Origin of the sequence: Actinomadura scrupuli (assembly GCF_050971785.1) — a bacterium.
Lineage (GTDB): Bacteria > Actinomycetota > Actinomycetes > Streptosporangiales > Streptosporangiaceae > Actinomadura_E > Actinomadura_E scrupuli.
Window position 1 is genome coordinate 380,359 of sequence record NZ_JBPCCU010000002.1, and the last position, 19,716, is coordinate 400,074.

Consider the following 19,716-nt stretch of genomic DNA (forward strand, 5'->3'; position numbering starts at 1 on the left):
AGGCCAGTAACAGGGGGACGCAGATGCCGGGACGCTCGGCATGTCAGGATCAGTCGCGTGGACCATGAGCTCGTCGGCCTGCGCGCGCAGAGCAGCCGCTGGCGGCCCGTCGCCGGCGGGGCGTTCGGACTGCTGTCATTCGGTGTCGCGCTGCTGCCGATCCGCCCCGGCTGGCTGTGGCTGGCCCTGATCGTCGCCGCCAACCTCGCCCCCTGGGGGATCGGGTACCTGCGCGGCCGTCATCCGGCGCCGTACTGGCGGCTGTCCCAGGCGGGCCTGGAGCGCATCGCCCGGGACGGGACCGTGAAGGCCCGTTACGAGCGCCAGCGCATCGAGGAGTTCGCGCTGACCGCCGATGACGGCATGCTCACGATCTTTCACAAGTTCGGCCGGACCGAGGTCGGTGAGCTCACCGAGATGGGCTTTGAGCAGCTGTCGTTCTTCCTCACCGCCCGGCGGCTCGACATCCCCGTGCACGTGCTCGACGGCAACAGCTCGGTCCTCGACGACGACGACGCGCCGCCGCCCGGCATGGGGACCGAACAGCTCCTGCTCGACCAGGAGGCGGAGCTTCTCGGCGCCGGGCTGGGGCGCACCGAGACCGACCGCATACCGTTCCAGCCCGCTGAGGGCGACGGGGAGGCCGTACGGCTCGAATCGGCGCCCCCGGTGCCCAGCCGGGGCCGTACGGCCGCTCTGGGCGTCCTGATCGCGCTGCTCGGGCTGACCATGGCGGGCCGGGTGGCGCTCCAGGGGACGACCGGGTTCGCCGACCGGCTGGCCGCCGGATGCTGGGTACTGGTGGCCGCGTCCGGAGCCGTCATGGCCGGCCGGCGGCTGCTGCGCTCGGCCCCGGTGCGCTGGGACATCTCCGCGGCGGAGCTGCGGGTCGGCCCGGTGCGGCTGGCGGCTCAGGACGTGGCGGCCGTGGTCACCGGGCCGGGCGTGGTCGCCGACCCGCTGACCGGTGAGCCCCACGCGGACCCCCTGTGCGCCCTGGCGTTCGGGCACCGGCTCCAGCTGCTCGCCCGGCTCCCCGTCCGCGGCCTGGACGCCTTCCAGCTGGTCCACGCGCTGGACGAGCACGGCTACCGAGTGATCACCCTTGAGCCCCGGGCGCTGCGCCCGTCGGAGTACGGGCTGGACGGACTGCCGGAGATCTTCGCCCAGGTGCCCGGGGGCCGCCTCATCGTGGTCGACGACGGGCTCGGCTGGGCCGACGCCGCCGGTGACGTGGTGCTCAAGATGCCCGCCGACCGGATCGGCGGCGTCGAGCTGCTGACCATCGACGGGCACGCCTGGCTGCGGGTGTACGACTCCGATGGGGACGAGTTCTTCGCCGCGCCGCTGTCCGCCCTCCGGATCTCCCGGACCGACCTGCGGGAACAGGCCCGCCGGGCGGGGCTGCCGATCACCGACGCGGAGTACGACGCCTATCTCAGCGCGGCCTTCCACGGAGCGGTCTCCGGGCTGGCGACGGTGCCCGAGCCCGAGCCCATCCTGGTGGTGCCGGGGGAGGGGCCGGGCGCGCTCCTGGACGCCACCCGCCGGTCCAGGCTGTGGGCGTACGCCGTGACGGCGGGCGTGTGCGAGCTCGTGGCCCTGCTCGGCGCGTTCTGGCTCGGCGGGGAGCTCGGCGGCTTCTGGCCGACGTTCTCCTGGCTGGCGCCGCTCGGGCTGCTGCTGGGGCTCGTCGGCGCCTGGCTGTACGACCGGAACCGGTCCCAGCTGCGGATCTCGGCGCTGGAGATCGCCTCGGTCACCCGGCTGGGCAAGGTCGAATGGAGCGTGGGCCGGGCCACCGTCGGCGGAGTCGGCATCGACGACTCCGAAGAGGGACTGCCCCGGCTGGTGGTGTGGAGCCCCGCGGGCCGGGTTTTGCGCCGGGTGTCGTTCCCGCCGGACCTCGGCCAGCTACGGGAGGCGTGTGAGCGCTACGGCCTGCCGTGGGGCCCGCCCGACGCCGGTCACCCGGCCCCCCCGCCGCCCGAGCTCTGATCCCCCCACCCCGTCGACCCGCCGTGATCATGCAAATCGTTCGACGATTGATTGCATGATCACGGCAGAGGTCGGGTCACGGCCGGGGTTGGGTCGCGGTGGGCTTGGGTGGGTCAGAGACGCTCGAGTACGTAGTCGATGCAGTGGGTGAGGGCCTCGACGTCGGCCGGGTCGATCGCCGGGAACATGCCGACCCGCAGCTGGTTGCGGCCGAGCTTGCGGTACGGCTCGGTGTCGACGATCCCGTTGGCCCGCAGGACCTTGGCGATCGCGGCGGCGTCGATGTCGTCGGAGAAGTCGATCGTGCCGACGACCTGCGAACGCTGGGCCGGATCGGCCACGAACGGGGTCGCGACCGCGGACTTCTCGGCCCAGCCGTAGAGGCGGTTCGAGCTGTCCGCCGTCCGGGACGTCGTCCAGGCCAGGCCGCCCTGCTTGTTCATCCACTCGATCTGCTCGGCGAACAGCAGCAGGGTGGCGACGGCAGGGGTGTTGTAGGTCTGGTCCTTGGCGGAGTTGTCGACCACGGTCGGCAGGCTGAAGAACTCCGGGATGTACCGGTCGGTGGCGGCGATCTCCTCGATCCGGGCCAGCGCGGCGGGGGACGCCAGGGCGACCCAGAGGCCGCCGTCGGAGGCGAAGCACTTCTGCGGCGCGAAGTAGTAGACGTCGGTCTCGGCCACGTCCACCGGCAGGCCGCCGGCGCCGGAGGTGGCGTCCACCAGGACCAGCGAGTCCCCGCCCGCGCCGGTGGGCGCCGGCCTCTTGATCGGCATCGCGACGCCGGTCGAGGTCTCGTTGTGGGTGAGGGCGTAGACGTCGACGCCCTCCTCGAACACCGGGGACGGGTGGGTGCCCGGGTCACTGGAGATCACCGACGGGTCGGCCAGCCAGGGCGCGCCCTTGGTGACCTTGGCGAACTTGCTGGAGAACTCACCGAACGTCACGTGCTGTGACTTCTCGCGCACGAGCCCGAACGCGGCGATGTCCCAGAACGCGGTCGTGCCGCCGTTGCTGAGCAGGACCTGGTACCCCTCGGGCAGTGAGAAGAGGTCCGCGAGGCCATGCCGGACCCTGCCGACGAGGGACTTCACCGGCTTCTGCCGGTGCGAGGTGCCGAGGTACGCCGGCCCGGATTCGGCGAGGGCGGCGAGCTGCTCGGGACGGACCTTCGACGGGCCGCATCCGAAGCGGCCGTCGGCTGGCTTGATATCTGCGGGGATGACGATGTCGGTCACCCTCAGCAGCCTAGTTGACCTGCTCCGGTGACCGTCTCAACGCCCACATCCTGAGACGTGTGTCGTGGTGGCGGGGGCGTCATGACGGGCTGACCAGGGCGCTCACGGGGCCGGTTCGTCCTGCGGGTTCAGGCCGGCCCCGCGCCGGCGGCGCCGCAGGACATGGCCGAGCAGGGCGAGCAGGAGCAGGACGCAGACGGCCGCCACACAGGCCGGGTAGCGCCACGGCCGGTCGTCCCGGTGGGCCTCCAGTGCGAGGCGCCCGGAGTCGTAGGCCAGCAGGGACAGGGACGCGGCGGCCACCCAGCCGACGATCTTCCAGGAGACGGCGTTACGGCGATCGATCCGCTCCTGGCGCTCCCGCTCGTAGCGCAGCGCCTCCGTCTCGTGCTGCGATGCCTGGTCCCGCGGCGGCTCCACCTGGTGGTGCGGTGGCTCTGCGGTCTCGTCGGCTTCGCCCGGGTCGTGGGTCATCCGGCCATTCTGGCTGATACGAGGCCGGAGGCCGCTTTCGCCGCCTCGATTCGGGGTCCGGAGAGCTGCCATGAGCCCCGGATCACGGGTGATGGCTGTTGGTTAGGCATAAATAAGTGCTAAAAGTCCATTTTGTGAGCTTCCGATTTTATTGTTACCTTACCCGGTAATTGCGCTATTAGGAATGCACTGGGGAATGTTAGAGAGCATGGCGCCCTTCTGGGACAACAAGAGCGCCCGTTCCTGAAGGTCTTTGCGCCATTCCGACTCCCAAGGAGATCAAATGCTGAAAAAGACATGCGTCACCGCGGGCATCGTTGCCGCGACCGCAGGGACCATGCTCCTGGGCTCCAGCTCGGCGGCGAGCGCCGATGGATGGGGTGGGGGCTGCTGCCACCACGGCGGCCACAACCACAACTGGAACCACAACAAGAACAAGAACAAGAACACCAACCGGATCAGGATCCGGATCAACGTCCGGAACAACAACTTCAACCACAACGGGAACCGCCGGCACCACGACGGCTTCGGCCATGACGGCTTCGGCCACGGCGGCTTCGGCGGCTTCGACGGGTTCGACGGGTTCGACGACGGCGACGACGACGACTGAGCAGCCCGGCGACAGAGTGGCCATGTCGCCGACCCGATGAATCCGTCCGTGAAACGGCTCTGAGGCCGGCTCTGCGGGACAGAGCGGCCGAGCCGTCCGAATGCGGGGGGACGCCGGATCGTCCATTCCGCCGCACCGCCCCCATTCGGCCGACCAATGCCTGTGCCTGAAGTTCTCTCCGGGGGCCGGTGCCTCATTCAGATGAGGCGCCGGCCCCCTCGTTATATGCCTGCTAGACGCGTGTTGCGAGCTAGATGAGGTAAGTCCGAATCATCCGGTTCCGATTTTATTCATAGCTTACCTCGTAATCGCGCTATAAAGCCGACGGCAGGGAATATCAGAACCATGACGCTCTCTGCTAGACGAGACCGTCGATTCATGGAGGCTTCACGCCATTCCGACAGCAAGGAGATCGATGTGCTGAAGAAGACATGCGTCAGCGCCGGCCTGGTGGCCGCAGTCGCTGGCACCGTGCTACTGGGCTCGAGCTCGGTCGCCCAAGCCGACGGCTGGGGCGGCTGGGGCGGCGGCCACGGTAATAGCAGTTGGAGTCACAACAAGAACAAGAACAAGAACCACAACAGGATCAGGATCCGGATCAACGTCCGCAACAACAACTTCAACCGCAACGACCGGCATGACCGGGAGCGTTTCTTCCGCGAGCGTGACCGCGAGCGCGACCACGACCACGACCACCACCACCACGACTGGCCGACGTACTACCTCGGTGGATCCAGTCTCCTGGGTGGAACCGGCGGCGCCACGACGGTGCCCGGCGCCACCGTGCCTGGAGCGGTCGGCTAAGGCAATCGCCACAGCGGCGGAATCGCCGGGCCGATGACGTTGTTCGCCGAACAATTGAAGGTCACCATTGGCCGGGTGGCCGCCTGCCTGAGTATATCGGGGTGCCGGAGTATCGACTCCGGCACCCCGTTCTCATGTGCGCGAAAGCGGAGCGGTGTCGGCCCGTCGCTATTTTATCCTTAGCTTACCCGGCAATCGGCCTACCGCAATGGTGCCGGGGAATACAGAAGACATGGCGTCCTTGTGACAGCGGGGACGCCGGCTCATGAAGGCCATTCGCGCCATTCCCACAACAAGGAGATCGAAGTGCTGAAGAAGACATGCATCAACGCCGGCCTGGTGGCCGCCGTTGCCGGGGCCGTGCTGCTGGGCTCGGGTTCGGCCGCGAACGCCGGCGGCTGGGGCGGCTGGGGCGGTTGCTGTGGCGGCGACCACCACTCCAACTTCCACCACAACAAGAACAAGAACAAGAACAACAACCGGATCAACATCCGGATCCGCGTCCGCAACAACAACTTCAACGACAACGAGGAGCGCAGGCGCGAGTTCCGCCACGAGCGCGAGATCAACCGCGAACGCGACCACGACCACGACCACGACCACGACGGCCACGGACCGAAGTACATTCTCGGTGGTGGGCTCGGTGGTGGGACCGTCCTGCCCGTAGTGGGCTGAGCCAATCCTGCCGTAAGGCGGTGTCGCCGACCTGACGCCGTTCGGCGGAGATCGTAAGGTCACCATTGACTGAATAGTCGAGCCGTCTATGGAGTTCGGGGTGCCGGAGTACTGACTCTGGCGCCCCGTTCTCATGTATTCGACCGGGCGGGCCCTCGGAATCGCATCTTTATCCTCAGCTTACTCAGCGGCCGGCCTATTGGTTGGGGGTGCGGGAATAAAGCGAACATGGCGCCCTTCCGGGACAACAGAGCGTCGGTGAGTGAAGGTCTTTCGCGCCATCCGAGGAGCAAGGAGATCGAAGTGCTGAAGAAGTCATTCGTCAGCGCCGGCCTGGTGGCCGCGGCCGCCAGTGCCGTGCTGCTGGGCTCGGGCTCGGCCGCGCAGGCCGGCGGCTGGGGCTGTGGCGGTTGCTGTGGAGGCGGCCACCACCACAGTTGGAACCACCACAAGAACAAGAATAGGAACCACAACAGGATCACTATCCGGATTCATATTCGCAACAACAACTTCAATCACAACGACGCCGAGCGGGAGCGGTTCGACCGGGAGCGGGTCTTCGACCGGGAGCGGGACCGGGACGGCGGCCACGGTCGGGGCGGCGAAATGGTCCTCGTTCCCGAGGCCCTCGCCCTGCCCTCCACCGTGCCCGGGGCCGTGCCGGGAACCGTGCCGGGAACCGTGCCCGGAGTCGCGCCCGGAGTCGCGCCCGCGGCCGCGCCCACGGTGGGCTAGCGTCCCGCCGCCGAGATGGCGTCCCAGGGCGGACCACCATCGCCTGGGGCCGAACCGCCCAGTGAATGCGGGGCGCCGGAGTATCGACTCCGGCGCCCCGCATTCGCATGTCGACACGGAAATGTCCGCCTTCGATGCGCAATGACGAGAAAAACCCGCTCGTCTTGCCTGAAAACGGGCCCTCTGCAGGGATCACCACGTACTGGTGCCATTTCTCGGAGGCGGTGCGTCATCGAAGAAACGCCGACCCTTGTTCGATGTCTACGATTCCTCAGGAACGAGTCGATAAGTCCATTTCATGAATTCGCAATTTTATCTTTAGCTTACTCGGTAATCGCGCTACCGGGAAAGCACTGGGGAATGCTGGAGGCCACGACGCCCTTCCGGGACGATGGGGCGCCGGTTCGTGAAGGCCTGCGTGCCATCCGAGAACAAGGAGATCGATGTGCTGAAGAAGACATGTGTCACTGCCGGGCTGATCGCCGCGGTCGCCGGGACCGTGCTATTGGGCTCGGGCTCGGCCGCGCAGGCCGACGGCTGGGGCGGCGGCGGCTGGGGCGGCGGCTGGGGCGGACACGGTCATCACAACTGGAGCCACAACAAGAACCACAACAAGAACCACAACCGGATTCGCATCCACATCCGGGTCCGGAACAACAACTACAATTTCAATCGCAACCGCCACCACGACCACCGTGACCACCTTGACCGCAGCGACCACAGCGACCACGGCTCATGGTCCGGCGGCGGCCTCGCGGGCATCCTCGTGCCCGGCGCGACGGGCGCCACCGGAGCGACGGGCGCGACCGGTGCGGCTGGACCGGCCGTCGTCCCGGGCACGGTCGGCACCGGCACGGTCGGCACCGGTACCACGGGCACCGGCACCACGGGCACCGGCACCACCGGCACCGGCACCACCGGCACGGGGACCGGCACCACGGGCACCGGCACGACCGGCACCGGCACGGTCGGCACCGGCACGGTCGGCACCGGCACGGTCGGCACCGGCACGGTCGGCACCACGCCGACGACCGTCGTCGTCCCGGGCGGGACCGGAGGGTCCCTCGTGGGAGTCGTCGCGCCCATCACCGCGCCGGTCAACATCGGGATCTCGCACGTGCTGAGCAGCGGCTCGACGGGCGGGAGCGCGGCCACGTGCGCCACGCCCGTCAGCGCGACCTGCTCGGGGGCCGCCGGCACGGCCCCCGCGACCGGCATGTCGCTGGGCGGACCGACGAGCGTCGTCGTCCCGGCCGCCGCCGGCCAGTCCGCGCCGTCCCTGGTCGGAGTCGTCGCGCCCATCACCGCGCCGGTCAACATCGGGGTCTCGCATGTGCTGAGCAGTGCGCGGACCGCCGGTGCGGCCACCTGCCCGACGCCCGTCGGCGCGACCTGCTCGGGGGCCGCCGACACGACACCGGCGTCGGACATGACCCTGGGCGGACCGACGAGCGTCGTCGTCCCGGCCGCGGGCGAGTCCGCGCCGTCCCTGATCGGGGTCGTCGCTCCCGTCACGGCGCCGGTCAACGTCGGGATCTCGCACGTGCTGAGCAGCGGCTCGACGGGCGGCAGTGCGGCCACGTGCCCGACCGCCGTCAGCGCGACCTGCGCGGGGGCCGCCGACACGACACCGGCGTCCGACATGACCCTGGGCGGACCGACGAGCGTCATCGTCGCGGCCGCCGGCGAGTCCGCGCCGTCCCTGATCGGCATCACCGCGCCCGTCACGGCGCCGGTCAACGTCGGGATCTCGCACGTGCTGAGCAGCGGCTCGACGGGCGGCAGCGCGGCCACGTGCCCGACCGCGGTCAGCGCGACCTGCTCGGGGGCCGCCGGCACCACGTCGGCGAGCGGCATGACCCTGGGCGGGCCGACCAGCGTCGTCGTGCCGGGCACCGCTGTCACCGGCACCGGCGCACCCCTGATCGGGGTCGTCGCGCCCATCACGGCGCCCGTCAACGTGGGCGTCTCTCACGTGCTGAGCCACTGAGCGGCTGAGCCACTGAGCCGCTGAGTCGATACCGAGCGGCCGAGTCAACATCAGCGGGGCACCGGAGCGTCGGCTCCGGTGCCCCGCGTTCGTGTTCCCCGGAGTTCAGCCGAGGATCGCCTCGGCGCCGGCGACGTCGGTGATCGGGCGGGTGCCCGGGCCGGTGTAGCGGGCGCTCGGGCGGACCAGCCGGCCGGTGCGCTTCTGCTCGAGGATGTGCGCCGCCCACCCGGCCGTACGGCCGCACGTGAACATGGCCGGCATCATCGCGGTCGGGACCTCGGCGAAGTCCAGGATGACGGCGGCCCAGAACTCGACGTTCGTCTCGATGGGGCGGTCCGGGCGCCGCTCGCGCAGCTCCGCGAGGGCGGCGTCCTCCAGGGCCTTGGCGGCCTCGTAGCGGGTCGCCCCGAGCTCCTTGGCGGTACGGCGGAGCACCCGGGCACGGGGGTCCTCGGCACGGTAGACGCGGTGGCCGAAGCCCATCAGCCGGTCGCCGCCGTCGAGGATGTCGGTCACGACCTTGCGCGCGTCACCGAGCTGCTCGACGCGCTCGATCATGGGCAGCACCCGGGCCGGGGCGCCGCCGTGCAGCGGGCCGGACATGGCACCGATCGCGCCGGACATCGCGGCGGCGACGTCCGCGCCGGTGGAGGCGATCACCCGGGCGGTGAAGGTGGAGGCGTTGAGCCCGTGCTCGGCGGCCGAGACCCAGTAGGCGTCGATGGCCTTGACGTGCTGGGGGTCGGGCTCGCCGCGCCAGCGGACCATGAACCGCTCGGTGATGGAGTGGCTGTCGTCGATCCGGCTCTGCGGGACCGCCGGCTGGGAGATGCCACGGGCGCTCTGCGCCACGAACGACAGCGCCTGCACGGATGAGAGGGCCAGCTGGGCGCGGGCCTCCTCGTCGGTGATGTCCAGGAGCGGGCGCATACCGTAGACGGTGGCGATCGTCGGCAGAGCGGCCTGCACATCGACGCGGACGTCACCCGAGCGGACCGGGAGGAGGTGCGGCTCGGCGGGGGCCAGCCCGGGGGTGAAACTGTCGTCGACCAGGAGGCCCCACACGTCGCCGAAGGAGACGCGGCCGACGAGGTCCTCGATGTCCACGCCGCGGTAACGAAGGGCGCCGCCCTCCTTGTCGGGCTCCGCGATCTCGGTCTCGAAGGCTACGACTCCCTCGAGGCCGGGTTTGAAGTCGGACATGTCGTCCTGCCTTTCGTCCCCATGAGTTGATAAGGCGGTGCTGAGCTATTGAACCCTGTTCCTGTTACCGGTCAGTACCCAGGTCCCAGTGACTCGGGTAAAGCCCAGGTGGAAGGCTGTCTGCCTGTGGAAGATCAGACGCCCGATCTGGCTAGTCTTCGCAAAGCTTACGAAAGCGACGGACTGGACGAATCGGCGGTATCCCCCCAACCGCACACTCAGTTCGCCCACTGGTTCGCGACGGCCGTCGCCGCGGGCCTCCCGGAGGCCAACGCGATGGTGCTCGCGACCGCCTCCGCGGAGGGGGTGCCCAGCGCCCGGACGGTCCTGCTGAAGGGTCATGACGAGAGCGGCTTCGTCTTCTTCACCAACCACCTGTCGCACAAGGGGCGGGACCTGCTGGAGAACCCGCGGGCCTGCCTGGTGTTCCCCTGGCATCCCCTCCACCGGCAGGTGATCGTCACGGGCGACGTGGAGCGGCTGTCCCGGTCCGAGTCCGAGGCCTACTTCCACTCCAGGCCGTACGGCTCGCAGCTGGGGGCGTGGGCCAGCAGGCAGTCCTCGGTGATCGTCTCCAGGGCCGCGCTCGAGGAGCGCTACGCGGAGCTCGCCGCGCGGTGGCCGGACCCGGCCATAGCGCCGGGCGGTGCGGGCGTCCGGGTGCCGCTGCCGGACTTCTGGGGCGGCTACCGGGTCGTGCCCTGGGAGATCGAGTTCTGGCAGGGCCGCGCGAACCGCCTGCACGATCGCCTCCGTTACCGCCGTACGGAGCATGGATGGGAGTTGGAGAGACTCTCTCCGTGAGTATCAACCCCAGCAAAACCTCCCGGGAACCGGAAGAGCCTGATATTTCGGGGACCGTTGCGGTTCCGGCGACGGTTCGGCGGGCTCGCTGGCGGCGGGTCGTGCTCGACGTCGAGCCGCTCCGGCACGGGCCGTACCGGCGGTTGTGGCTGGGGCAGGGGGTCTCCTTCGTCGGCTTCCAGGTGACCTCGGTCGCGGTGCCCGTGCAGGTCTACGACCTCACCCACTCCTCCTTCTGGGTCGGTGTCCTCGGCCTGGTCAACCTGCTGCCGCTGATCGTCTTCGGGCTGTGGGGCGGGGCGGTGGCCGACCACATGGACCGCCGCCTGCTGCTGCTGATCGCGTCCTGCGTGACATGGCTGGCCACGCTCATGCTCCTGTTCCAGGCGCTGCTGGGGCTGAACAGCCTGTGGTTGATCATGGGGATCGTGGCGGTGCAGGCCACCGGTTTCGCGATCTCCTCGCCGACCCGGGGCGCGATCATCCCGCGCCTGCTGGAGCGGGAGCTCGTACCGCCCGCCAACACGCTGAACTTCACCGTGGCCCAGGTGGGCACGCTCATCGGGCCGTTGCTCGCCGGGCTGATCCTGGCGCGGTGGTCCTTCGCGGTGGCCTACGGCCTGGACGCGGTCCTGTTCTCCGTCGGGCTCTACGCCGCGATCCGGCTGCCCGCCATCCCTCCCCTCGGCGACCAGCGGACCGGGGCGCCCGGCCTGCGCTCGGTGATCGAGGGCCTGCGGTACCTCTGGACCCAGCCGGTGCTGCTGATGTCGTTCGTCGTGGACATCATCGCGATGGGGGTGGCCATGCCCCGGGCGCTCTTTCCCGAGCTGTCGGTCACGCGGTTCGGCGGCCAGGGCGCGGTCGGCTGGCTGTTCGCCTCGATCGGGATCGGCGCGGTGGCCGGCGGGTTGCTGTCCGGCTGGATCGGCCGGGTGCACCGGCAGGGGGTCGCCCTGGTCGTCTCGATCGTGGCCTGGGGCCTCGCGGTGGCCGCCGCCGGGCTGGCCCACGCCCTGTGGCTCGCGGTGCTGCTGCTCGCGGTGGGCGGGGCCGCCGACCTCGTCTCGGCGGTGTTCCGGCAGTCGATGCTGCAGACCTACGCCCCGGACGAGATGCGCGGCCGCCTGCAGGGGGTCTTCATCGTGGTCGTGGCGGGCGGGCCGCGCCTGGGCGACCTGCGGGCGGGAGGCACCGCGGCGGTCTTCGGGGCCACGGCGTCCTGGGTGGGCGGCGGGCTCGCCTGCGCCGTCCTCGTCGTCCTGGTGAGCCTGGCCGTCCCCGCGCTGCTGCGTTACGACACGCGTACGGTCCGTATGGAATAACGGTCTGCCCCGAGGCGCTTAAAGGGCACACGGGAGGCACGGCCGCCGCCGCCCGCGAACGTCCCGCCACAACGGTGGAGCGAGGACCATGAACACACCGGAGACGCGGCCCATTAGCAAGTAGCATCAAAGGTGACAGCTGGAGGGACCCCTTTGACCGCACACGGCCTGATCGACACCACGGAGATGTACCTCCGTACGATCTTCGAGCTCGAGGAGGAGGGCATCGTCCCGCTCCGCGCGCGCATCGCCGAGCGGCTCTCGCAGAGCGGGCCCACGGTGAGCCAGACCGTGGCCCGGATGGAGCGCGACAGCCTGCTGCGGGTCGAGGGCGACCGGCATCTCGAACTGACCGACTCCGGCCGCGATCTGGCGACCCGGGTCATGCGCAAGCACCGCCTGGCCGAATGCCTGCTCGTCAACGTGATCGGGCTGCCCTGGGAGGACGTGCACATCGAGGCCTGCCGGTGGGAGCACGTGATGTCCGAAGAGGTGGAACGCCGCCTGGTCGCGCTGCTGGACAACCCGCAGAACTGCCCGCACGGCAACCCCATCCCCGGGCTGGACGAGCTCGGCGGGCACACCGACGCGGACGAGTCCGGGGAGTCGCTGACCCCCATGACGTCCCTCGCCTCGGTGGCCGGCACGCACGTCGTCGTTCGACGGATCAGCGAACAGTTGCAGAGCGACAGCGATCTCATGCTTAGACTCAAGCAGGTTGGGATACAACCGGGACGTGAGGTAACTCTTGCGGCCAGCGACGATGGCGTGCGAGTGACATGTGACGACGAGGCCGACAGTCCAGCGACGGAGCTCCCCCGACGGCTCGCCGAGCACGTTTTCGTGGCGAAGCGCTGACAGAACGACCGGAGTGCTTCCCGTAGTGTCTACGGTCTGTACCGAAGATCTCCTTAGCGTGATGCGGTTCTCACGTATCCCGGAGGCCTGTTCGTCGTTCAATAAGCGACGGAGGTGAGTAGATGAAGCGCGGGGACGAACCGGCCTTCGAAGCTCAGCTGCCGCCTGAGACCGTCCTGAACCAGATGGAGATGGCGGTCATCGTGTGCGACCGCTTCAGCAACATCATCTCCCACAACGACTTCGCGCAGAAACTCTTCGGATTCGTCGGGGAGGAGTACGTCGGCCAGTCCGTGCTGTCCCTCGGCATCGCCGAGGAGGACCACGAGCAGGCCACAGAGCTGGCCAGGCACGTGCTCAAGGGCGGTGTCTGGGAAGGCACGTTCTGCAACATCCGGTCCGACGGCAGCACCATCTACACCCGCGCCCAGGCCGTGCCGCTGCGCCACCCCTCCGGAGCCATCGACGGCATCGTGATCTTCGCTCGCGAGGCGCTCCGCAGCAACCAGCGCGACCAGGACCGCTACGGCCTGCTGGAGCGCATCGGAGGGCGGCTCGCGGCCTCACTGGAGCTGGCCCAGACCCTGCGGCAGGTCGCCGACACGCTGGTCCCGCAGTTCGCCGACCACTGCTTCATCGACCTGTTCAGCGGCGAGAAGCTGATCCGCCGGGTCTCGCGGCACGCCGCCGACTGGACGCCTCCTCCGGGCACCTGGGCCGAGGTCGGCGAGCCGGTCTCCTACCCGCCCGACCACTTCTGCTCCCGTGCGATGGGCCGCCGCGACGCGGTGCTCATCGAGGATCTCGTGCAGCACCGGTTCTCGGCGCCCACCGAGTCGATCCTGCGGCCCGACGACGACATGGGCATGACCTCGGTGGTGGCGGCGCCGCTGCTGGCCCGCGGGGAACTGCTGGGCGTGATGAGCCTGGCGCTGTCCAACCTCAGCAGGCGGCCCGACCCGCACTACGACGGTTTCGACCGCGACCTGCTGGGCGCCATCGCCAGCCGGGTCGCCCTCGCCATCGACAACGCCATCCTGTTCGAGGAGGAGCGCCAGACCGCGCTGGCCTTCCAGAAGAACCTGCTGCCCGGCGACCGGCCGCCCCGGCTGGACGGGCTGCAGATCGCCTGGCGGTACGAGCCCGCCAAGCCGCTGGAGTCCCACGGCCACGGCATCCAGACCCAGGTCGGCGGCGACTGGTACGACGTGATCCCGCTGTCGGCCGGCCGGGTCGGCATCGTGATCGGCGATGTCGAGGGCCGGGGTGCCCGGGCGGCCGCCATCATGGGCCAGCTACGGGCCGCGATGCGGGCGTTCGCCCAGGACGACAAGCCACCCGCCGAGATCCTCCGCAAGATGGACGAGTGGGTCCGCACGATGACCCGGCCGGAGCGGCCTCGGTTCAGCGACGAGACCATCCGGCCGCCCCTGGTCTCGTGCACCTACTTCGTCTACGACGCCTGGTCGCGGGTGCTGTCGTTCGCCAACGCCGGGCACGATCCGCCGCTGCTGGTCGTCGAGGGCCAGGTGTCGGAGCTGAGCTACCACAGCAAGGGCGCGCTGCTCGGGGTGCGCGGCCACGGCGTCGGCGGCGACATCCTGTTCAACGAGGAGTCCTGCGAGCTGAAGCCGGGCTCCACGCTCGTGCTCTACACCGACGGGCTCATCGAGCGGCGGCCCAAGGACAACGGCGAGTACTACACCAGCGACGAGTCCCGTCAGCTGCTGGCCGAGGCCATCGCCATGGTCGGCCGCCGCGACGTCGAGACCATCGCGAACGCCGCGTACGCGGCCGTCCCCGGGGACATCGACGACGATGCCGCGATCGTTGTGGTGCGTACGTCGGCGGACGAGCTGGCGGTCGAGGAACGCACCTTTCCGGCCGAGCCGATCATGGTGTCCGAGGCGCGCCGGCTGGCGGCCGAGACCTTCGCGGTCTGGGGCATGCACGACGAGCAGGCCGAGCTGGCCTGCCTGCTGGTGTCGGAGGTGGTCACCAACGTCGTGCTGCACGCCACGACCGTGGCGCCCAAGCGTCCCGCCCTGGTGCTCGACGGTGGTCCGGCCCTGCCCTTCGACGATGACGACGAGGCCTGGGGAGACCCCCTGGGCGCCGACCTCGAGCGGCGCGAGCCCCGTACCAAGGAGTTCAGGCTCCGGTTGCGGCGCGGCGCGGAGTCGATCTGGGTCGAGGTCTTCGACTCGGACCTGCGGCTGCCGCGGATCCGCAGCGCGGGGGAGACCGACGAGGGCGGGCGCGGGCTCTACCTCGTCGACCAGCTCGCCACCCGATGGGGCTCCCGTCCCACCAAGGACGGCAAGGCCGTCTGGTTCGAACTCCCCATCATGTGAGGCTCCCCATCGCGTGACGCACCGTGGGGTGCCGGGGCTCAGACGTGCGCGGCCACGTGAGCCCAGGACTGGGTGAACCACAGCTCGCCGCCGATGAGGCGGGGCTTCGCGCCGGTGCGCGGGCCGCCGTCGATCTCCGCGGTCAGCGCGATGCGGATCCCCTCCGCCGCCAGGGGATCGGGTGCGTCGGCCAGCCACGGTTCGACCGGGCGTTCCACCGTGAACAGGTCCAGGCGCCGTACGTCCGCGCCGGCGTCGGTGATCAGGTCCACCAGCCGGGCCATCGACGGGGCCGGCGGGCAGGCGGGGTCGCGGAGCCGCTCGATACGGTCCCGGTCGGGCCCGGCCAGGTTGGACCGGACCAGGTCGGCGATGACCAGGCGTCCGCCGGGCCGGCAGACCCGCAGCATCTCTCTCAGCGCCCGTCCGGTGTCCGGCATCCGCAACAGTGAGAACCTCGAGGTGACCAGGCTGAAGGACCCGTCCCGGTAGGGCAGCGCGGAGGCGTCCGCGCGCACTGTCATGGCGTCGGGGTCGAAGTCCGCGTGCGCTGCGCGCACCGGCCGGGATCCGCTGGTGAAGACCACCGTCGGGGTCCGGCCATCGCGCCGCGCGGCGCCCCCCGTGGCCGCCGGCGTGGTGTCGACGGTGGTCACGTGGCGTACCCGGGAACTCATGGCGGCCCCGACCGGCCCCTGCCCGTAGGTGACGTCGAGACAGACGTCCTCGCGGACCGGCTCGGCGAAGTCCAGCAGCCGGTTGAGGTACGGCGCGGGCGGGGCGCTGGTCCGAGTCGTGATCCCCTGAGCCACGTCCGTCTCCTCACCGCACGGGAAAAGTCCTGTCGCCAGTGAGACTCGGCCCGGGGGCCGGTGGTTCGGTGGATCACCGGAAAATCTGCCTACCGCAGGTGCTGGCCCCACAACGCCAGCACGACCAGCACGAACACCACGATGATGCCGTACGCGGCCGGCGTGGGCAGGCGCAGCCGCGTGGTGACCCAGCGGATGCAGAAGACGCAGAGGATCGCGAGCACTGCCAGTGTGATGATCCCGGACATCCGGCTACCTCTCAGGGGGCTGCTCCCAGCAGCGTACGCATCCTTCGACGCGAACGGAGCCGGCACGGGCGACGGGCGCCGCCGCCATCCCATGATCACTAGAGGGTTGTCCGTCCGGAGTGTCGGGGTAGGTACGGCTTGTACCCAGGTGTCCGCAGGACCGAGGGGGCGCGGTGCCAGCCGGGGCGGGTAGCAGCATGCCGAAGGGGCGGGATCTCCATGTGATCCTCGGCGCGCTGATGCTCGCCCTGTTGCTCGCCGCCCTGGACCAGACCATCGTGTCGACGGCCCTGCCCACGATCGTCAGCGATCTGGGCGGCCTGGACCATCTGTCCTGGGTGGTCACGGCGTACCTGCTCGCCGCCACCGCGACGACCCCGCTCTGGGGCAAGCTCGGTGACCAGTTCGGCCGCAAGGCGCTCTTCCAGACCTCGATCGTGATCTTCCTGATCGGATCCGTGCTCTGCGGCCTGTCCGAGGACATGGGCCAGCTGATCGTCTTCCGGGCGCTGCAGGGACTGGGCGGCGGCGGGCTCATCGTCCTGGCCATGGCGATCGTCGGTGACGTGGTGCCGCCCCGCGAGCGCGGCCGCTACCAGGGCGTGTTCGGCGCGGTGTTCGGCGTGGCCAGTGTGGCGGGACCGCTGCTCGGCGGATTCTTCGTCGACAGCCTGTCCTGGCGGTGGGTGTTCTACGTCAACCTGCCGCTCGGGGTGCTCGCCCTGACCGTGATCGCGAGTGTCCTGCACACCATGCCCGGGCCCGGCCGTCACCGCGTCGACTACCTGGGCTCGGCGCTGCTGGCCGGTGCGGCCGTCTGCCTCGTCCTCATGACGACCTGGGGCGGCACCCGGTATCCCTGGAGCTCTCCCGTGATCATCGGGCTCGGGGCGGCGGCGGTGGCGCTCGCCGTGGGCTGGGGGCTGGCCGAACGCCGCGCGGCCGAGCCGGTGCTGCCGCTGCACCTGTTCCGCTCGTCGGTGTTCTCGCTCACCTCGGCGATCGGGTTCGTCGTCGGCTTCGTCATGTTCGGTACGCTCACGTACTTGTCGATCTACCTTCAGGTGGTCAGGGGCATCACCCCGATGCTCTCCGGCCTGCACCTGCTGCCGATGATGCTGGGCCTGCTGGCCACCTCGATCCTGTCCGGTCAGGTGATCAGCCGTACCGGCCGCTACAAGGTCTTCCCGGTCCTCGGCACCGCGATCACGACGCTCGGCCTGTTCCTGTGCTCGCGGCTCGGCGAGGACGCCTCCACGCTGACGCTGAGCGTCTCCTTCGGCGTCGTCGGCCTCGGGCTGGGCCTGGTGATGCAGGTGCTGGTGATCACCGTGCAGAACGCGGTGGACTACCGGGACCTGGGGGCCGCGACCTCGGGATCGACTTTCTTCCGGTCGATCGGCGGGTCGTTCGGTGTGGCGGCGTTCGGGGCGGTCTTCAACAACCGGCTCGCGGTGCACATGGCCGAGGCACTGGACAGGGTGCGGCTCCCGGCCGGGGTCACGCCCGAGATGATCCGGCAGAACTCCATGGCGCTCCGGCGGCTGCCGCCCGTCGCGCACGAGGCGATCGTCCATGCCTACGCGGTGTCGATCCAGTCCGTCTTCGGCTGGGCGATGCCGGTCGCCGCGGCCGCGTTCGTCCTGACCTGGTTCCTGCGCGAGGTGCCGTTGCGGACGACGGTCCGGGCGGTGGACCTGGGGGAGGGACTCGGCGGCATCCCGACGTGCCGCTCGTCGCTCGCCGAGCTCGACCGGGCGCTCACCTGCCTGATCAACAAGGACCCCGCCGCGCGGGAGATGTACGAGGGGCTGGCCCGCCAGGCCGGCGTCGTGCTGCCCGCGGAGAGCGTGTGGGCGCTGGTTCGGGTCGACCGTGACGGGACCGTACGCGCCGCCGACCTGGCCGAGCGCGCCGGGATGTCCCTCGCACAGGGACGGCCGTTCGCCGACCGCCTCGTCGCCGACGGCCTCGTCGAGCGGGCGGGCGACAAACTGGTGATCACGGACGCCGGCCGGGAGGTGGCGGGCCGGCTGTACGAGGCCCGCCGCAAGGGGCTCAGCCATCTCCTCGACGGCTGGCAGCCGGAACGGCACCCGGAGCTCGTGGGCTTGCTCACCAAGCTGAGCCAGACCACGCTGGGTCAGGCGAAGGAGAAGAGGCTCGTCCACGATTGACGGACCGGCTCCGTACGGCGGCGGCCGTGCGGGACGAGATGAGGCTCACACGGGTTTACAGCCGCCGGGTTGTAACCTGATACTGACTGAATCTCGTTCGGTTTCGGGACGGAACCCCAACCCCAAGACAATTGGAGGCCCTGTGGCCGAGGCGTACATCGTCGGCGCGGTCCGTACCCCTGTCGGCACGAAGAAGGGTGCGCTCAAGGACGTGCACTCCGCCGATCTCGGTGCCCACGTGCTCAAGGAGCTCATGAGCCGTACCGGGGTCGACCCGGCCGCGGTCGAAGACGTGATCATGGGCTGTGTCATGCAGGTCGGCGCGCAGACCCTGGACATCGCCCGCACGTCCTGGCTGTCGGCGGGGCTGCCGGAGAGCGTGCCCGGCGTCACCATCGACCGTCAGTGCGGCTCGTCGCAGCAGTCCATCCACTTCGCGGCCCAGGGCGTGCTGTCCGGCACCCAGGATCTCGTGGTCGCGGCCGGTGTCGAGAACATGGCCATGGTGCCCATGGGCTCCTCGGTGCCGTTCGGGCCCGACGGCGCGACGGCCGGTCTGCCCTGGGGCACCGGCTGGGCCGAGCGGTACGGCAAGCAGGAGATCTCCCAGTTCCGCGGCGCCGAGCTCATGTGCGAGAAGTGGGGCTTCAAGCGCGGAGACCTCGAGGCGTTCGCACTGGAGAGCAACCAGCGGGCCGGCAAGGCACTGGAGAACGGCTACTTCGACCGGGAGATCGCCCCGCTGGCCGGGCTGACCCACGACGAGGGCGTCCGCGCGGACACCACGCTGGAGAAGATGGCCGGCCTCAAGACGCTGCGCGAGGGCGGTCAGATCACCGCGGCGGTCTCGTCGCAGATCGCCGTGGGCGCCTCCGCGCTGCTCATCGCCTCCGAGGAGGCCGTCAAGCAGCACAACCTGACCCCGCGGGCGCGCATCCACACCCTCGCGCTGGCCGGTTCGGACCCGGTCTACATGTTGACCGGCCCGATCCCGGCGACGGAGAAGGCGCTGGCCAAGAGCGGCCTGAAGATCGACGACATCGACGTCACCGAGATCAACGAGGCCTTCGCCCCGGTGGTCCTCGCCTGGCTGAAGGACATCGGGGCCGACCCGGCCAAGACCAACCCCAACGGCGGGGCGATCGCGCTGGGCCACCCGCTCGGCGCGACCGGCGGCATCCTGATGACCAAGCTGCTGCACGAGCTCGAGCGCACCGGAGCCCGTTACGGTCTCCAGACGATGTGCGAGGGCGGCGGCCAGGCCAACGCCACCATCATCGAACGCATCTGAGTTCTTCACAGCCGTGGTCATGCAATCGTTCGTCGAACGATTGCATGATCACGGAAGTGGTCGGAGAGTGGGCCGGGCGGGGGAGCGACCCCGCCCGGTTCTTTGCGAGCGGATGGG

Annotated in this window: 17 protein-coding genes; 12 read left to right on the top strand and 5 right to left on the bottom strand. The window is 69.9% G+C overall.

Translation table 11 applies throughout. The annotated features are described in order from the left end of the window. Nucleotides 1–57 precede the first annotated feature (57 nt). Nucleotides 58–1,998 carry a hypothetical protein gene (locus tag ACRYCC_RS09455; protein WP_433810387.1) on the top strand — a complete coding sequence of 647 codons (1,941 nt, stop codon included), beginning with the start codon at nt 58–60 and terminating at the stop codon, nt 1,996–1,998. 113 nt (nt 1,999–2,111) lie between these two features. On the opposite strand, the gene serC is transcribed toward ACRYCC_RS09455, so the two are convergent. Both serC and ACRYCC_RS09465 read right to left on the bottom strand, forming a co-directional pair. Beyond that, nucleotides 2,112–3,236: a phosphoserine transaminase gene (gene serC / locus ACRYCC_RS09460; protein ID WP_433810389.1), complete on the bottom strand. Its 1,125-nt coding sequence runs from the start codon at nt 3,234–3,236 to the stop codon at nt 2,112–2,114. A 102-nt stretch (nt 3,237–3,338) separates the two neighbouring features. Continuing rightward, nucleotides 3,339–3,710, bottom strand: a complete 372-nt coding sequence (locus ACRYCC_RS09465) for a hypothetical protein (protein ID WP_433810391.1) — start codon at nt 3,708–3,710, stop codon at nt 3,339–3,341. Nucleotides 3,711–3,993: 283 nt separating this feature from the next. On the opposite strand from ACRYCC_RS09465, the gene ACRYCC_RS09470 reads away from it, so the two are divergent. The 5 genes from ACRYCC_RS09470 (at nt 3,994) to ACRYCC_RS09490 (ending at nt 8,524) form a co-directional block, all read left to right on the top strand. Then, a complete protein-coding gene (locus tag ACRYCC_RS09470) occupies nt 3,994–4,320 on the top strand; it encodes a hypothetical protein (RefSeq protein WP_433810393.1) in 327 nt (108 codons plus the stop codon). Nucleotides 4,321–4,737: 417 nt separating this feature from the next. Further along, nucleotides 4,738–5,124 carry a hypothetical protein gene (locus ACRYCC_RS09475; RefSeq protein WP_433810394.1) on the top strand — a complete coding sequence of 129 codons (387 nt, stop codon included), beginning with the start codon at nt 4,738–4,740 and terminating at the stop codon, nt 5,122–5,124. 306 nt (nt 5,125–5,430) lie between these two features. Next, a complete protein-coding gene (locus tag ACRYCC_RS09480) occupies nt 5,431–5,799 on the top strand; it encodes a hypothetical protein (RefSeq protein ID WP_433810396.1) in 369 nt (122 codons plus the stop codon). A 303-nt stretch (nt 5,800–6,102) separates the two neighbouring features. Further along, nucleotides 6,103–6,534, top strand: a complete 432-nt coding sequence (locus ACRYCC_RS09485; protein ID WP_433810398.1) for a hypothetical protein — start codon at nt 6,103–6,105, stop codon at nt 6,532–6,534. A 445-nt stretch (nt 6,535–6,979) separates the two neighbouring features. Next, nucleotides 6,980–8,524, top strand: coding sequence for a hypothetical protein (locus tag ACRYCC_RS09490; RefSeq protein WP_433810399.1), 1,545 nt, complete (start codon nt 6,980–6,982; stop codon nt 8,522–8,524). Between the two features lie 105 nt (nt 8,525–8,629). On the opposite strand, the gene ACRYCC_RS09495 is transcribed toward ACRYCC_RS09490, so the two are convergent. Beyond that, a complete protein-coding gene (locus ACRYCC_RS09495; protein ID WP_433810400.1) occupies nt 8,630–9,730 on the bottom strand; it encodes a citrate synthase 2 in 1,101 nt (366 codons plus the stop codon). Nucleotides 9,731–9,856: 126 nt separating this feature from the next. Between ACRYCC_RS09495 and pdxH the strand changes: the two genes are divergently transcribed. The 4 genes from pdxH to ACRYCC_RS09515 all read left to right on the top strand — a co-directional run bounded on the left by pdxH (nt 9,857) and on the right by ACRYCC_RS09515 (nt 15,071). Next, nucleotides 9,857–10,534, top strand: a complete 678-nt coding sequence (pdxH, locus tag ACRYCC_RS09500; protein WP_433810402.1) for a pyridoxamine 5'-phosphate oxidase — start codon at nt 9,857–9,859, stop codon at nt 10,532–10,534. 101 nt (nt 10,535–10,635) lie between these two features. Beyond that, entirely contained in the window at nt 10,636–11,859 is a 1,224-nt protein-coding gene (locus ACRYCC_RS09505; protein ID WP_433810404.1) for an MFS transporter, read from the top strand. A gap of 153 nt (nt 11,860–12,012) precedes the next feature. Continuing rightward, a complete protein-coding gene (locus ACRYCC_RS09510; protein ID WP_433810406.1) occupies nt 12,013–12,717 on the top strand; it encodes an iron-dependent transcriptional repressor DtxR in 705 nt (234 codons plus the stop codon). A 122-nt stretch (nt 12,718–12,839) separates the two neighbouring features. Further along, nucleotides 12,840–15,071 (top strand): ATP-binding SpoIIE family protein phosphatase, encoded by a 2,232-nt coding sequence (locus ACRYCC_RS09515; RefSeq protein WP_433810408.1) that lies wholly within the window; start codon nt 12,840–12,842, stop codon nt 15,069–15,071. Between the two features lie 38 nt (nt 15,072–15,109). Here the strand turns inward: ACRYCC_RS09515 and ACRYCC_RS09520 are convergent, their stop codons facing one another. Continuing rightward, on the bottom strand, nt 15,110–15,883 hold the full coding sequence (locus ACRYCC_RS09520) for a class I SAM-dependent methyltransferase (protein WP_433810410.1): 774 nt from the start codon (nt 15,881–15,883) through the stop codon (nt 15,110–15,112). Nucleotides 15,884–15,972: 89 nt separating this feature from the next. After that, nucleotides 15,973–16,131, bottom strand: a complete 159-nt coding sequence (locus tag ACRYCC_RS09525) for a hypothetical protein (protein WP_433810412.1) — start codon at nt 16,129–16,131, stop codon at nt 15,973–15,975. Between the two features lie 197 nt (nt 16,132–16,328). Here ACRYCC_RS09525 and ACRYCC_RS09530 point away from each other — a divergent pair, with 197 nt between their 5' ends. Both ACRYCC_RS09530 and ACRYCC_RS09535 read left to right on the top strand, forming a co-directional pair. Further along, a complete protein-coding gene (locus ACRYCC_RS09530; RefSeq protein WP_433810414.1) occupies nt 16,329–18,308 on the top strand; it encodes an MFS transporter in 1,980 nt (659 codons plus the stop codon). A gap of 142 nt (nt 18,309–18,450) precedes the next feature. Further along, complete coding sequence (locus tag ACRYCC_RS09535; RefSeq protein ID WP_433810415.1) at nt 18,451–19,599, top strand: acetyl-CoA C-acetyltransferase; 1,149 nt, start codon at nt 18,451–18,453, stop codon at nt 19,597–19,599. Nucleotides 19,600–19,716 lie beyond the last annotated feature (117 nt).